Source organism: Paraburkholderia sp. BR10954 (genome assembly GCF_040965775.1).
GTDB lineage: Bacteria > Pseudomonadota > Gammaproteobacteria > Burkholderiales > Burkholderiaceae > Paraburkholderia > Paraburkholderia youngii.
In genome coordinates this window covers 39,183-53,900 of record NZ_JBFRCK010000042.1, presented here as the reverse complement: position 1 = coordinate 53,900, position 14,718 = coordinate 39,183, and the positions used below count along the sequence as shown (strand labels likewise).

General features: G+C 57.4%; 17 protein-coding genes. 8 read left to right on the top strand and 9 right to left on the bottom strand.

Features of this window, described 5'->3' with window-relative positions:
• Positions 1-121: 121 nt before the first annotated feature.
• From AB4Y34_RS35875 to nifB, 7 genes are all read right to left on the bottom strand, one after another.
• Positions 122-1,285, bottom strand: a complete 1,164-nt coding sequence (locus AB4Y34_RS35875; protein ID WP_368718712.1) for a DegT/DnrJ/EryC1/StrS family aminotransferase — start codon at positions 1,283-1,285, stop codon at positions 122-124.
• On the bottom strand, positions 1,275-1,553 hold the full coding sequence (locus tag AB4Y34_RS35870) for a hypothetical protein (protein WP_176369819.1): 279 nt from the start codon (positions 1,551-1,553) through the stop codon (positions 1,275-1,277). Before AB4Y34_RS35870 ends, AB4Y34_RS35875 begins: the two co-directional genes overlap by 11 nt.
• A 1-nt stretch (position 1,554) precedes the next feature.
• Positions 1,555-1,773 carry a putative nitrogen fixation protein NifT gene (gene nifT / locus AB4Y34_RS35865; protein WP_176112430.1) on the bottom strand — a complete coding sequence of 73 codons (219 nt, stop codon included), beginning with the start codon at positions 1,771-1,773 and terminating at the stop codon, positions 1,555-1,557.
• A gap of 327 nt (positions 1,774-2,100) precedes the next feature.
• Positions 2,101-2,586, bottom strand: coding sequence for a nitrogen fixation protein NifZ (locus tag AB4Y34_RS35860; RefSeq protein WP_368718711.1), 486 nt, complete (start codon positions 2,584-2,586; stop codon positions 2,101-2,103).
• Between the two features lie 60 nt (positions 2,587-2,646).
• Positions 2,647-3,009 carry an iron-sulfur cluster assembly accessory protein gene (locus tag AB4Y34_RS35855; protein WP_176369817.1) on the bottom strand — a complete coding sequence of 121 codons (363 nt, stop codon included), beginning with the start codon at positions 3,007-3,009 and terminating at the stop codon, positions 2,647-2,649.
• A gap of 68 nt (positions 3,010-3,077) precedes the next feature.
• Positions 3,078-3,272: a 4Fe-4S binding protein gene (locus AB4Y34_RS35850; protein ID WP_084598351.1), complete on the bottom strand. Its 195-nt coding sequence runs from the start codon at positions 3,270-3,272 to the stop codon at positions 3,078-3,080.
• A 67-nt stretch (positions 3,273-3,339) separates the two neighbouring features.
• Positions 3,340-4,938, bottom strand: a complete 1,599-nt coding sequence (nifB, locus tag AB4Y34_RS35845; protein ID WP_368718714.1) for a nitrogenase cofactor biosynthesis protein NifB — start codon at positions 4,936-4,938, stop codon at positions 3,340-3,342.
• A 403-nt stretch (positions 4,939-5,341) separates the two neighbouring features.
• Between nifB and nifV the strand changes: the two genes are divergently transcribed.
• The 8 genes from nifV (at position 5,342) to AB4Y34_RS35805 (ending at position 12,489) form a co-directional block, all read left to right on the top strand.
• On the top strand, positions 5,342-6,478 hold the full coding sequence (nifV, locus tag AB4Y34_RS35840; RefSeq protein ID WP_368718710.1) for a homocitrate synthase: 1,137 nt from the start codon (positions 5,342-5,344) through the stop codon (positions 6,476-6,478).
• Positions 6,479-6,519: 41 nt separating this feature from the next.
• A complete protein-coding gene (gene nifW, locus AB4Y34_RS35835; RefSeq protein ID WP_176369815.1) occupies positions 6,520-6,858 on the top strand; it encodes a nitrogenase stabilizing/protective protein NifW in 339 nt (112 codons plus the stop codon).
• 14 nt (positions 6,859-6,872) lie between these two features.
• The gene (locus AB4Y34_RS35830) at positions 6,873-7,721 is read left to right on the top strand and encodes an electron transfer flavoprotein subunit beta/FixA family protein (RefSeq protein ID WP_176369814.1); all 849 of its coding nucleotides are present in this window, start codon (positions 6,873-6,875) and stop codon (positions 7,719-7,721) included.
• On the top strand, positions 7,718-8,836 hold the full coding sequence (locus AB4Y34_RS35825; RefSeq protein WP_176369813.1) for an electron transfer flavoprotein subunit alpha/FixB family protein: 1,119 nt from the start codon (positions 7,718-7,720) through the stop codon (positions 8,834-8,836). Before AB4Y34_RS35830 ends, AB4Y34_RS35825 begins: the two co-directional genes overlap by 4 nt.
• Positions 8,833-10,146: an FAD-dependent monooxygenase gene (locus AB4Y34_RS35820; RefSeq protein ID WP_368718709.1), complete on the top strand. Its 1,314-nt coding sequence runs from the start codon at positions 8,833-8,835 to the stop codon at positions 10,144-10,146. Before AB4Y34_RS35825 ends, AB4Y34_RS35820 begins: the two co-directional genes overlap by 4 nt.
• Positions 10,143-10,445 carry a ferredoxin family protein gene (locus tag AB4Y34_RS35815; RefSeq protein WP_176369811.1) on the top strand — a complete coding sequence of 101 codons (303 nt, stop codon included), beginning with the start codon at positions 10,143-10,145 and terminating at the stop codon, positions 10,443-10,445. Before AB4Y34_RS35820 ends, AB4Y34_RS35815 begins: the two co-directional genes overlap by 4 nt.
• Before the next feature lie 60 nt (positions 10,446-10,505).
• A complete protein-coding gene (locus tag AB4Y34_RS35810) occupies positions 10,506-11,009 on the top strand; it encodes a hypothetical protein (protein WP_368718708.1) in 504 nt (167 codons plus the stop codon).
• A 1,030-nt stretch (positions 11,010-12,039) separates the two neighbouring features.
• Positions 12,040-12,489 carry a CocE/NonD family hydrolase gene (locus AB4Y34_RS35805; protein WP_309235198.1) on the top strand — a complete coding sequence of 150 codons (450 nt, stop codon included), beginning with the start codon at positions 12,040-12,042 and terminating at the stop codon, positions 12,487-12,489.
• Positions 12,490-13,100: 611 nt separating this feature from the next.
• Here AB4Y34_RS35805 and AB4Y34_RS35800 read toward each other — a convergent pair.
• Together AB4Y34_RS35800 and AB4Y34_RS35795 are read right to left on the bottom strand one after the other, a co-directional pair.
• Positions 13,101-13,349: a hypothetical protein gene (locus AB4Y34_RS35800; RefSeq protein WP_176369808.1), complete on the bottom strand. Its 249-nt coding sequence runs from the start codon at positions 13,347-13,349 to the stop codon at positions 13,101-13,103.
• Positions 13,350-13,635: 286 nt separating this feature from the next.
• The gene (locus AB4Y34_RS35795) at positions 13,636-14,064 is read right to left on the bottom strand and encodes a hypothetical protein (RefSeq protein WP_368718707.1); all 429 of its coding nucleotides are present in this window, start codon (positions 14,062-14,064) and stop codon (positions 13,636-13,638) included.
• Positions 14,065-14,718: the final 654 nt, after the last annotated feature.

Genomic DNA, 14,718 nt, shown 5'->3' with positions numbered 1-14,718 from the left:
GCATGCGTGCGCATGCCCCGCGCGGATCGCGCGGCAAACCGGTAATTCAGCGGGAAATTGCACGCGCAAGTCTCCTGAACGTAGCTTCGGTCGTCATGACGGGGCGCTTTTCAACAGCCTGCTAGAGATAGATCGGGGCCCCCGCACCGACGTTGGTCGCCGTGTCCTTCAAAGTTTTGACGATGTACTTCACATCCTGAACAGTAAGCTGAGTGTGCAGCGGCAACGCGAGTGCTCGATCCCCAATCCGCTCGGTATCGGGCAGGCAGCCTCGTCGACCTCCAATAGCATCGGCGGCCTTCATGTAATGAAACTGCTCATGCAACGGATGGCTGTAGGGTGCCGTTTCTACCCCGCACGCCAGCATGTCGTCAATCATTTGAGCACGCGCGCTGTGAGTAAACCGCTTGCCCAGATGCACAACGTAAAGCATCCAATTCACTTCGTCCACGTCCTCCGCCTGATACGGTGGTTTGATGCCTTCGAAGCTCTCCATCGCTTCATGATACCAGGCTTCGACCCGCTTCCGTTGGGCGAGCCGCTCCTCGAGCCCTGCCAGTTGTGCCAGGCCGAGCGCGGCGGTGATTTCGCTCATACCCGCCTGCAGCGGCACCTGGGCACCGAGGGAGACCGACTTTCGATCGGCGCTCAGACATCGCCTCAAGTAACGCAGTTCGTGCGCCAAGCTGTCGTCGTCAGTGACGAGCATTCCGCCCTCTCCCGCACACAACGCGGAGGGTGGCGAAAAGTCAAAAACCGTCACTTTACCGAACGACCCCACGCAGCGCCCACGGTAGCGTGATCCGAGCGCCTCAGTGCTATCCTCGATCAGGCTCAGACCATTCACATCGGCAAGCTCGAGCAACGATTGCCAGGCGGCAGGATGCCCGTTAGTATTTCCCGCAAGGATTGCACGCGTCCGATCTCCAATCTTCTCTTGTGCCTTCATCGCGTCGAGGCAGCCGCTCCAGTAGTCGATATCGGCAAACACCGGTGTCGCCCCAGCGAGGGAGATCGCATGCGCGATCTGATGCCATGTATGCGATGCGCAGATGACTTCATGGCCTTGACCGATGCCGAGCGCACGCAGCGCAATCCAAGTGCCGAGCGTCCCGCTCGCCACTGCGACCGCGTGGACACGGCCGCTCCATCCTGCGAATGCAGTTTCAAAGGAATCGAGCATTGGTCCGTCGCTCCAGCACGACGACTGCAGGACCGCGTGAACCAGCTCGATCTCCCGCGGCCCGCACGCTGGCTCAGTAAGTGAAATTGCCTCAGTTTCCATCGCAGACTCCGTCTTCGGCAAGGATGAGCATATTGGCCTCACTTGCGTCTGTTGTCACGGAGACACAGACACCTGTCGACGTCGCGAGATAAACGCGGCGGCCCCGAAACTGGATGAGGGGTTTCTCATCGACAAGCTCGACGGCGCTAACCCGAATGACTCGCACATCGGGATACAACTTCCGCCAGGTTGCCGCAGCCTCCGGCAGCGTCGGTTCGCTCAGAATTAACTCGGCGATAGCACTGATCTGATCTGCTGTAAGTGCCATGTCAGTCGCGCTCACCCGCGACGCGACGCGCTTCTACGGTGACAGGAAGCGTTGTATCGGCCGCCATCTCCGGCAGCTGGAATCGCCAGCCGTTCGCAAGCGTTATCACTCCGCCCCACATCTTCTTGCCATCGATGCAGACGATCTGCTCCTCGAGATCCTTCTTCGGCACGTAGGCGCTGAGTATGCCTTTCCTGTCCATGCGGATCATTAGTTTCACGTTGAGACTTCCAAGGTCGGTTAAAAGATTCGCACTGCAACAAGTAAATCCAATAAATCTAACGATCGGTCGACAGGCACAGCGCTCGTCGTAGGTGGATCTTGTTCTGCGACGAGCACCTCCCAGCTCTGATAGGCCGATATCGTCCTTCCGCTCTTACGACGGTCCAGCCGGGTGCGATCTCCCCCTCAGTGCCGCGACCGCCTGCCCGTCAAAATTAACTGATGGACCGCATCGCCAGACTCGCCAACACCACGTGTTCTGGCCATTTCGGCAAGCCGCCAAGCCTTAACCAGAAAGCGACTTTCGCACCGGCCTCAATAGACGTCACCGTTGCAAAGTTCCCGCAACTCCTTGACGCGGATTACCGACGACTAGACGGGCTCCGTCGACTTGCGAACCGTCCGGTGCGTCGTCACCATGCGCGTTACCCGAGCCGCGTCCGACGGTTCCATTGCGGTCAGTTCCCTCGGGGCTACGAAGACCTATCCAGCCGAGATTGGCCGCATGCTCGCCCAAACGGGCGAGCATGTCATGTGGAAGGTGGTCGAGCGTGCATAGCTCCTTGGCGCGCATGCCGACGCGATGGTCGATTTCGACGAAGTGAACTGCATAGATGTAGAACCGTTGCAGGAAGGTTTGGATTCCGATCACATACCCCACGTCGCCTTTGCTGACGAGCGATTCACCCATAGCCTTACCGGCGTAGGTGCCGTCGTTACGGATGGAGAAGCGCGAAATGACGCGCTCACCAATGCTGAAGCGAGGCGCAAATGTGACCTCAATGAGGTCATCGTCGTCAATTCCAGTCATGCTTTTCCTCCTTGTCATACCGAACTGCTAGTTCAAGACAACTGCTGTGGAGGAACGGGGTCACCCGCGTCCGATCGCACTCACATCAATCCGAACGACATCCGCACTGACCGCAACGGCAGACCGTTGGTCCTCCTTGATAAATGCGAAACCTGACCGATCTGGTGTTTCGATAAAGTCGATCTTCAGACCATCTAGCAAAACGCGGCTTTCTGCCGGCAAGAAAAGCCGCAGTCCATGGAGCTCGATGGTCTCGTCGCCGGTCCGAGCCTCTACTTCGGCACTGAATTCGGCGTCGTATCCAGAGCATCCGCCGGACCTGACAAGAAGACGAAAACCAGCACTCGATGGCAAGCCGGAAAAACGCACCACACGGCGCATAAACTTTTCCGCGGCAGCGGTAACAGAAAATTTGGTCAACATGATATTGGCATGGTACCAGTTAGCAATCCTTGGAACATTCCTCAATGTGCTGCCCGTGACTAGCGATGCTAGCTCACCACAATGCACCCGTCCACGGGACAAACGGCCAAGCACTGCGGAGTATCAAACTGTCCTTCGCATACGGTACATTTCTTCGGATCGATCGCGAAGACGCCACCTTTCTCGCTTATGGCGACATTCGGGCACTGCGGCTCGCAGGCCGAGCAGCCGGTACAGGTCGAGGCAATGATCTTCAGAGGCATAATGGCACTCCTTGTAATGATGGTTTGTATAGCGCGCGGGCAGCCGTTCCCTTTGTCCGTCTGCCGCTCAATCAGCAGCAGCCGTCGCAGTGATCGACGTCTTCTGCCGGATCCCAGGGGCGCCACGCTCCACGTGCACGGTCACGCCTTTCGTGATGCGGCTGCAATATTCGATGAACCATATCAGCGCGGCTTTCTCGATTGCTTCGTACGCGTACTGGTCCACCGGCTCAATGCCCGCCTGCGACAGTTCCTTGCGCGGACACAAACCGACCTTCGCAACCAGTACAGCGTGGCAATCGCTGATCGCGTGTATGAGCGGTGGCAGGCGATCTTCATCATCATGGCCGCCACGACAATACGACTCCACGCGGCGGCGTCCCACAAAGATCGCTCCGCCAGCGCTGACCTCGAAAATCTGGAACTCGGAGACATGCCCGAAATGTGCGTTCACGCGGCCGTCTCCCTTCGTCGCGACAGCGATCAGCACCTTCAGGTCGGCCGGCACTTCGCTCGCCTTCACCAAAGCCATTGCAGTCTGTTTCGCGTCGCGCTGCACATTGCGTTGCACTTCCACTCGGCGCTGATGTTCCCGACGGTAATTCGCGTCGGACCTAGTTTCCAAGTCGTTGATCCCGTCCAGCTTGAACTCTTCGCGACGGTCCTCACTCAGTAGACCTACTGCGTCCGCACGGCACTGACGGCAATGGCGCATTAACGTAGCGCCTCCCTTGCAACGGTCCTGCACGGCCATTAACTCGCTAGCAGTAGGGCCACGCTGTCCGTGCAGTCCGAAATACGTGCCATGCTCAGCGTCCGAGATGAGTGGCATGATGTTGTGCAGGAAAGCACCGCGCCTCTTCACTTCGCTGTTCACCTCGATCAGGTGTTCGTCATTTATGCCTGGAATCAACACCGAGTTGATCTTCGTCAACACGCCGCGCGCCGTGAGCATTTCGAGCCCTCGCATTTGCCGCTCGTGAAGGATCTGCGAGGCCTCCTTGCCCCTGACGCGCCGGTGGTCCCAAAAAATCCACGGGTAGATCAATTCACCGACGTTGGGGTCCACCATATTGATGGTGATCGTCACATGCTCAACAGCGTTGCTGCAAATCTCATCGACAAAGTCCGGCAACGCTAGTCCGTTCGTGGACAGACATAGCTTGATGTCCGGAGCGCGCTCGCGGAGCATACGGAAAGTGTCAAAAGTCCTCTTCGGATTGGCGAGCGAGTCACCGGGACCCGCAACGCCCAACACCGTCAACTGCGGAATCTTGGCCGCGACGGCCATAACCTTATTCACGGCCTGCTCCGGCGTCAGCTTCTCCGACACGACGCCGGGTCGCGACTCATTGGAACAGTCATATTTACGATTGCAGTAGTTGCATTGGATGTTGCAGGCGGGCGCCACCGCCACGTGCATTCGCGCGTAATGGCGATGCGCTTCTTCCGAAAAACAAGGATGCTTGTTTATCCTTTCCCATACTTCTGCCGGCTCGCGCTCAGGCACGTCCGATGAACCGCAGCCCGACTTGTCTGCGCGGCCGTGGGTGTCGCAGCCGTCGATCTGAACAAGCGCATGTCCGGTCACCCTCAGGGTTAGTGTCTTTTGGATGCCGACAGGCGCAGTCGAGGACAGCGTGCTGGCATTCGCGCAATCTTGCATGGATGTTCTCTCCAAAGCCTTCCGTGGTTCTCCGGCTTTATTAGCGAAATCCATGCCACTCACTCGAACTCCATTGGTATCGGTACGTGAGTTTGTCAACCAACTCAGTGTTCTTGTTACGCGTCTTGACCAAAACCCGACAACCAGGCCGTATTCTGTCGCTGTCACGACAAAAATAACGCACTGATCGTGAGCACAAGTTGCTTTTGGTAGGCCACTATCCGCTCTCAATCACAGGCACTGCCGCATTGCGCGTGCGGGGCATCCGCGATCTTCCGCGTGAAGGGCAAGCTTCGGCCGTTCGTGTGGCGCCGACAGGGTACAGCAAAGCGTTGTTTTGACCTGTAGGCCTGCACCTGGCACAACGCTTGCGATCGATGGCCGACAACTGAAGAGATCCGACATGAGCAACCCAATCATCAATGACACGACACTTCGCGACGGCGAGCAAACCGCTGGCGTCGCATTTCGCACGGAGGAAAAGTGCGCGATTGCCGCCGCACTGTCGCAAGCTGGCGTCGCCGAACTCGAAATCGGCATTCCAGCCATGGGCGAAGACGAAATGGCGTGCATTGATGCGATTGTCGACATGAACCTCGACGCTCGTCTAATGGTTTGGGGGCGACTCACCGACGAGGACCTCAGCGCGGCGTTACGCTGCGATGCCGACATGATTCATCTTTCGGTCCCGGTATCGGATATTCACTTGCAACACAAGCTACGGCAGCCGCGTAGTTGGGTGTTAGCGCGCATCGCACGCGTCATTGGTAAGGCTGCGAAAAGCCACCCCAAGATCTCCCTCGGTATGGAAGACGCCTCGCGTGCGGACCCTTCGTTCGTCTTTGAAGTTGTGCGATGCGCAGAGCAGCATGGGGCCCAGCGCGTACGATTTGCGGACACCGTAGGCATATTGGACCCTTTCAAGACATTCCACGCTATCGCAGCAATTCGCGCCGCCGTGGACCTGGAGATCGAAATCCATTCGCACGACGACCTCGGACTCGCCACCGCCAACACGCTAGCGGCCCTCTCGGCAGGGGCGACCCACGCCAGCACTACCGTCAACGGCCTGGGTGAGCGGGCCGGCAATGCAGCGCTTGAGGAAGTCGTCATGGGCACGCGACATCTGCTCCGACGAGACACCGGCATTGACGCAACTGCGTTACCCGACATCTCATCGCTGGTCGAACGGGCGTCTGGCCGCGCTATTTCCTCCAACAAGAGCATTGTTGGTAGGGACGTCTTTACGCACGAGTCAGGCATTCATACCGACGGCCTTTCGAAGCACCCCACGACCTACGAGGGATTCGATCCCGCAGAACTAGGCCGGCAACGGTCGACGATACTCGGCAAACATTCTGGATCCCAAAGTGTGCGTGACGCCTACGACGCTCTTGGCGTCACAGTGTCCGAGCGGCTTGTGCCCCAGTTGCTTGCACGTATCCGGTCATTTGCCACACAGTACAAACAGGCGCCGGGGACAGCCGATCTGCATCGCTTCCTGACGCAAGCACGTGGCACCCGAGTTAAGGTGTCTTGAGGCCGTCATCGGGTGCGCATTGGTCCAATAGGAGAAACGACGTGCAAGAGGTTATCGAACAACTGCATCGCCTGTCGTCCGCGGAAGACTTCCTGCGATTCTTTGACATTTCATTCGACGAGAAGGTAGTGAACGTCAGCCGCCTGCACATTCTCAAGCGTTTTTTTCAGTACATCGAGCAACAGAAGGCGCTACCGCGTAATAACACGGCGGCTGTCTTCTCTATCTATCGATGTTTACTCAATAAGGCCTACAACGACTTCGTCTTGTCCACGCCCGCAGAGCAAAAGGTTTTCAGAGTCTTTCAGGAAGCGGACGGACGGCGGGTCGTCTCAATTGACCAGCTGCGCGCGTCGCTGCCAGCACGCCACGACGCCTGACCCCGGAGTACCCAATGCATATTGTCGTTTGCATCAAGCAGGTACCGGACTCGGCACAGATCCGCGTTCACCCTGTCACCAACACCATCATGCGTCAAGGCGTCCCCGCCATCGTAAATCCGTACGATCTGTTCTCGCTGGAGGAAGCATTGAGGCTAAAGGACCGCTTTGGCGGTACTGTAACCACACTCTGCATGGGGCCGCCGCAGGCTGAAGACGCACTTCGCAAATGCGTCAGCTATGGGGCCGACGACGCTGTACTCGTCACCGATCGCGCTTTCGCTGGCGCCGACACGCTGGCAACGTCATATGCGCTGGCTGCCGCGATCCGACAAATCGCCAAGGAACAGCCGGTCGATATGATCTTTACTGGCAAGCAGACTATCGACGGCGACACTGCTCAGGTCGGCCCCGGCATCGCTACACGCATGGGCTTCCAGTTGCTCACTTACGTGTCCAGGATCGTGGAAATCGACCTCACCGCACGCTCGATCGTCGTCGAGCGTCGCGCAGAAGGCGGCGTACACGTACTCAAAACTCGATTGCCATGCTTGGTGACGATGCTTGAGAACACCAACGAACTTCGCTTCGCGACCCTGCCCAGAATGATCCAAGCGGCAGCTTTTCCGGTACGGAAATGGAATCGCGAGCAGGCCGGCATCGAGGACGTTAGCAAAATTGGGCTGAAAGGCTCACATACCGTAGTGAGCAAAGTGTTCGGCCCAACACCGCGCGAGCAAAAAGCCGAGATGCTCACACTGGATATGGCGAGCCTGCGCGGCGTCTCGTTGGATCTGGTGCATAGGATGTTCGCTCGCCATCCGACTTTGGAGGCAGACGTGCTAATGAAGAGGACCTTATGAACTCGACCGTTGCCGCGAAAAAGCAGCCGGCCTTGAACGCCAGAGGCCGCAACCTAGAGCTACCCGAACATCTGAAAAACTACACCGGTGTCTGGGTCTTCCTTGAGCACGACCGCGGCCACGTGCATAACGTGTCGTGGGAGCTGCTCGGCGAGGCGCGCAAGCTTGCAGACAAACTTGGCAGCAACGTCTGCGTGGTGGTGCTCGGCGGCACGGATGAGCCCCTCGAAAAGTTTTCAACTGAGGCGTTCAGCCTTGGAGCAGACAAAGCCTATGTCATTCACGACCCAGTGTTGCGTGGCTATCGCAATGAGCCATTCACGAAGGGGCTGACCGATCTGGTCAACAAATACCGCCCTGAAATTCTACTGCTCGGCGCGACCTCGATGGGCCGGGATCTCGCCGGCTCCGTTGCGACAACCCTGCTCACCGGGCTCACCGCCGACTGCACCGAACTGAACATCGATCCGACCTCCCGGGCACTGGCGGCCACCCGTCCGACGTTTGGCGGCTCGTTGCTCTGCACGATCATGACGCTTGCATATCGCCCGCAGATGGCGACGGTACGCCCACGGGTCATGGCGATGCCCTCAGCGCAAGAAGGCCGCGTCGGCGAGATCGTGCAGGAAACACTGGGGCTCGTCGAAGCCGACATTGCCACCAAATTGCTCGACTTTGTCGCCGATGCGACGACTTCTCAGATCAACCTTCCGTATGCGGATGTGATCGTCAGCGGCGGCAAGGGTCTCAAAACTCCGGAGAATTTTCAACTGGCGTTTGATCTGGCGCGCGTACTTCGTGGTGAAGTCGGCGCTACGCGCCCCTGCGTGCAGGCAGGTTGGGTCGAGGCGGATCGACAGGTCGGGCAAACTGGCAAAACCGTGCGGCCAAAACTTTATATCGCAGCCGGCATCTCGGGGGCAATCCAGCATCGCGTCGGCATGGAAAGCTCGGACGTGATTGTCGCAATCAACACCGATCCCAACGCACCTATTTTCGATTACGCGCATTACGGCATCGTCGGGGACGCACTTCAGTTGCTGCCCGCGCTAACGCACGCCTGCAAGGAACACTTGGCATTTCGGCAAATGCGAGACACCAGGAGAGTTAGATGAGAGAATCGTCGCAATTCGACGCGATCGTCGTGGGTGCCGGACCGTCGGGCAACGCTGCGGCCTATGTTATGGCTAAAGGTGGACTGAAAGTACTTCAAATCGAACGCGGCGAATATCCCGGTAGCAAGAACGTTCAAGGTGCGATTCTATACGCCAATGCACTTCAAGAAATTATCCCAGACTTCCGTGACGACGCGCCACTTGAGCGCCACATCATTGAACAGCGCATGTGGATGCTCGACGATACTTCGTTTGTAGGCACACACGCGCGTAGCGACGACTATAACAAGCCACCGTATAACCGCTACACGATCATACGGGCGCAATTCGACAAGTGGTTTTCGTCGAAGGTCCGTGAGGCCGGTGCCTTACTGATCTGCGAGACTACGGTGAATGACCTGATTCTGGACGGAGACCAAGTTGTCGGCGTCCAGTGCGACCGCGAACACGGCGAAGTTTATGCGGATGTCGTGATTCTCGCGGACGGCGTCAACTCAACTTTGGCCCGCAAAGCGGGCTTTCATGGTGAGATCGAAGCGCGCAACGTCGCACTAGCTGTGAAAGAGATCCTCTTCATGCCCGAGGAAACAATTCGCGAGAGGTTTAACGTTGCCGATCAAGAAGGCGTTGTAATAGAGATGGTTGGACGAATCACAGATGGCATGGCAGGGACTGGGTTTCTTTACACGAACAAGGAGTCGCTGACGATCGGCGTCGGCTGTATGCTGAGCGACTTGAAGAAGAACTCTAATCGCACAACCCCGTATCTGCTTCTCGAGAAAATGAAGCGTCACCCGTCCATCGCTCCTCTTATCGCGGGCGGCGAGATGAAGGAGTACTGCGCGCACCTCATTCCCGAAGGAGGGTTTAATGCGATCCCGCAAGTATACGGTAACGGCTGGATGATCGTCGGTGACTCGGGCGGCTTCGTCAATGCCGCGCACCGAGAAGGCTCCAATCTCGCGATGACGACGGGGCGCCTCGCCGCCGAGACAGCAATAGCCGCCAAAGCGGCCGGCCGCCACGGCTACCGTGCCAGCACGCTGTCAGCGTATAAGGACGCGCTAGACAAGAGTTTCGTGATGAAGGACTTGCACAAGTACCGCGATATGCCGAAGGTCTTACACCATAATCCCCAGTTCTTTACCACATACCCTGATCTCGTCGCGAAAGCGGCCCGCACGATGATGACGGTCGATGGCATCGACAAGAAGACCAAGAAACGCGAGGTCATAACCAGCTTCCGTAAAAGTCGCTCGGTGACAGGGCTGATCGGCGACGCATACAAATTCTGGAGGGTTTTCCGATGAATAATACGATCACTGCCAACATCGACGAAAAGCTGTTTCAAAATCGCTACCGAGTGGACGTCGGGCGGCCGCACGTCCGCATAAAAGACGTGGACATTTGCACCAACGATTGCACAGAAAAGAGCTGTACATTCGTGTGTCCCGCCTCCTGTTATAGGAACGAGAACGACGGCTCAATCACGTTGGTCACCGACGGCTGCCTCGAATGCGGTAGTTGCCGCATTTTGTGCACCGAACACCATAATGTTGAATGGGCCTATCCGCGCGGGGGATATGGCATACAGTTCAAGTTCGGTTAAACGAACAAGCTCAGTATCGCTCCCGCGGCTGAGCGCCTTATCACATCCGGAGAAACTTTGATGAATCTCATTACTGGTATCGAGTCGACGGATCTGTTCGGCGGTGAAGTTCCGTCCGGCGTACTACAGCTGCTCGAGAGAACCCGCCGCGGCAGCGATGACGATGTGGCCGCCGCGTTGTGGACCGCCATCCTGTCCTATCCGCGCTGCCTGCCACCCTACTATCTGCTATATAAGTTCCATGCAAACCGGGGAGAACTTGGCGAGGCGCATAGAGTCGCAACGAGGGCTTTGGCGGTAGCTGCCTGGGAAGCGTCGATCAGCAGTGATTGGTGCGCAGTGCAGCCGGACGACGCGGACTTCTCCATTCCCGGGCCGGCGCGCTTTTGGCTCTTTACGCTGAAGGCGCTTGCATTCATCAGCGTACGGCGTGGCGAACGGGCCCTTGCACTGAAGCTGATTGCCAAACTACGCTGGCTGGACCCGATTGATTGCATCGGTTTCGAGGTCGTCGAAGCCTTACTCGCGCAGTCAGAACACGGCAATCGCAAACTGACGAATTGACAGACAGCAATTCGTCACTAGAAGGGGAACTCCCACGATTCATTAGAGCTTTTCCGCTGCCCAATCGAAATGCGCGGTCAGCTTTGTGATGCTCAATCCTTCCGGCATGTTGCATAGCACCTCCTCAACAACATGCAGATCATGGCTTCGTGCGTGTTCGGTGCGGAAGGCAATCCCGGTATCGTCAATGTCGCGTCTACCTTCATGCAGGGGTGCGCATCAATCTGGCCGAAGGTTGCGAGCGAATTCCGGACCTCGCCGCTGACGGCGTCGCAATCCCCGAACAGCTAATGCAATTCTAGTTCGAAAAGCATGAGAACAACGGGCCGCCAGCGGAATTGAGCATCCTTTCGTGCGATGTGGGGGCGGCTGTTCTGCTCGTATCAGTAGCAATCCAGTTGGCCGGAAGCAATTGAGACGATGCGGCAACCATTCGCATCCGGCCAGTCGACACCGCCCGGTACCGTTACTCCATCGACCGCACCATCGCGGCCACCCCCGACGCCGACGACCGAAGTGGGCGCAAAGTAGACGCGCTCGGGTGGCCACGCGTGGGTAGTGCGAACCGGTCACCCGACAGCTACAGATCAGCCGTCGTTGACGCTCGGGCCGTCATGCCCCGGATAAAGCGATGCGCGCGCCATTGAAGCAAAGCCTGATGCAGACGCTTGGACACCGATCAGGACGGCAAGACCGACTCAATGCCTGCGCGTCGTGCAACCTGCCGAAGTGGCGGAGGGACTCAGGACGCCGACAGTCGTGCGGGCGTCGATTTATTACGCAGATCCGCCCCCTTTACTATCTTCCCGCCTCAATAATTGAGGCTTTGGCCAGCCAGCCCCGGCATGATTCTCGCCCCCAAGTCGCAGTCATGATCCGGGCGGTGTTGTCACCGGGCCTGGTGGGTGGCTGGTGATCCGCTAATAGGAGCTCGGCTGGGATATTCCAAGGCCGTCCGTAACGAGTGTTTTGCAGGTTGAGCGGTTTGGCCTGCAACAACGGTGACAAGTCTCGGCATCCACGCGCTTGATTGCGGCGCTTGCCCTGCTGGACCTTACGAGCCAGTCGGACTGGTTGCTGCTCTGTCATGGATCGTGCCGAACACGAGGCAACCGTGAGCGTCACGCGATGGCTAACTAGCGATCCCGTCGCGCGTGGTTTCGATAAATTGCGCAAACCGGTCGCGGCGACCAAGCCAACCGGGCATCTCGCCCTAGAGGGCATCTCGTACAATGGCACCTTGCCGATGATGATCGCGGCGACCGACGTGCCGAACCTTGACGCGATCGTGCCGGTGCAGGGTATGAGCAACGGCTACGACCATTTCCTTACAGCGGCGTCGATGCGGATATTGATCCGGTTGGGTCCGTACATGGACCAGCAAGAGGCGGCCGCCCGCACGCCGATCTGCGAACTGACGCGATTCAAGGCGGTGGCTGACTCTGATGACGTCACTTACACCTACAACGACTTCTGGTAGGCGCGCAATGGTTGTCGCTCGTCGACTAGATCGAAGCGGCCAAGCTAATCACGCAGGCTGGTTAGGGCTACACCGGATGCCGCAGGCGTGAACGATGAGACAATCGCCACATTCGGACAGAACCTGCCGGGCAATCGGTACAAGCTGATACGCTTCACACAGTGCTCTTCGCAATGCGGTTTTTGTTAAGGCCGTGTCACTTATCCCTAGCTGGCAGGTTGACGACCATCGTCAACCGGATAACGCCCCGTTCGCGCCGGCCTCATCGCAAGGGCTTCCACACCACTACGGACGGCTCCCCCTCGTTGCGGCATCGGAGTTTTTCGTCATGGTGTTTGTCCCTTGTTTTTTTCCGGCCATCAGGTCCGTAAGTCGGACCGGTTCGCAACTAACGATAACCCTTACTTGAACAGCAGCGCTTCAATATCACACAGACTGAGCCGAAACCTGAAGCATAGGACATCGCGCAACTGATGACCGCCGCTGGGAAGCGATGACCGTGGGTCACGGCGATGTCGCATCCTAAGCACGCGATCGTACTCGGTCAATTCAGCAATGTCACAACGCCTCTCTGAGTGCTCAGAGCCCAACTGATAGATTAGGCTCCATTCTCATTCTCCTTCGCGAATACGGGTGGATACTTCTGCGATTGTCATTTCACCAATATGACGCGAAAGCGAATGAAAGAACATTTCATCAAAGAGCTCTTCCGATTCTCTGAAAGCTCTTGCTGGATTCTCCTCAACGAAAGAGTAGGCTTCTTCGTGAGCAAGGTCGAGAAGTTTAAGAATCTGTCTTTTATGCATCGTGAACAGCGTATCAACTAAAAATAAAGGCGCACACTGATTAAATGGCTGCACTTCTTCGTTCTAGTACGTCCGAGCATTACCACCAGCCGCTTCGCTGGTAGTTTGAGCGCCCCGTTTCTTCGGTACGTATATGAGCAATTTCTGTATGGTTTGCAACGCAATTCACCGCCGAAGCGACGCAGCAGCGTGGCCTCGCGATTCAGCGTCAAGCCCTATTGGCGCATGCGCGACCTTGCAAAGGTTGCAGAACGGGCAAGCGTGTCTAACCGGCTCGCGCTGCGCGACAGGCACATGCTCGGGGTCAAGTCCACTTGTTCTCTTGTCCCGATTTGCGAATCTACTCCGTACCGGCACTACAGCAGTAGGCGAGGAGGAATACATGGTTTCCGGTGTCGGTCCTGACGATTGAGCGGATATCCGCGTTGAGCTTCGCCATTGCCGCAGACACGTAGTCGGGGGCCGGCAGCTTGTCGGTATTGAAGTCGTGGACAACCACGGCAACGGCGTTGTTGTCCTTCGTCATTGGATGAGCGAGAACTCGATCTTCTTCCGCGAACCTCTGCTCCCGCGTCGCTACTGCACCAACCCGTCCGCTGCAGCATCCGTGAGTACCTGACATCACATGAATCGTATTACCATCACCGCTCAGCCCCGCAGCGATCGTGTTGAGAGCGGCCGCGACGTCGTCCACGCCACACAGATCATGGAATCCCCAAATTTGCACGGCATCGGGAGTACTGCTGGTAATGTTTACAAGTGTTGCCACGATGTTCTCCAAGGTTTCGAAAAGGACCCATTTGATGATCAACCAACAATGACGACTAAAGTGAGATGTCACTGCTCCGCCATTCCGCGCACGGCGACTACGCACGAGCCGCGAAAGTAAGAGGCCAGTTCAAGAAGCTTGCTCTGCGTGACTTAACGTTTTCCAGTCGTCAAAAGAGTAACCGAATTCATAGTGCTTCATGAATGCCGGCGGGACGCTTGAAGCGGAGGACAACGGGCGACGGCACCCCCAAAAACGAGTTCGCCCCCACCGCAATCTTTAGAAGCTAGGCCGACGATACATATAGTCCCGCGCCCGGACCGACGGCCATTCTCCAAAAGTTTGTCAAACGCGAAGTCACCTTGACGAGCATGTGCCTGATATCAACGAGTTTTGCTGCTTTGGCCGTTTCGCACCTGTGCCGTTGATCAGTACAGCAACAATCATGCTCGTCACCGGTTAAAAGTAACGCCCACTGACCCTCCGTCAAACGTTGCGCAGCAGTAAATCCCGGAAGGATCTTGCGAGACTGACAGGCCGCCGCGTACTCAGCAGGCGACCAGCGGCGCTTTCCGGCTAGCACTGCGGCCAGCCCCATCCACACACGCCCCCCTTGATTTTAGGCATGGACTCCTTATCGGTAGCAGATGGCCA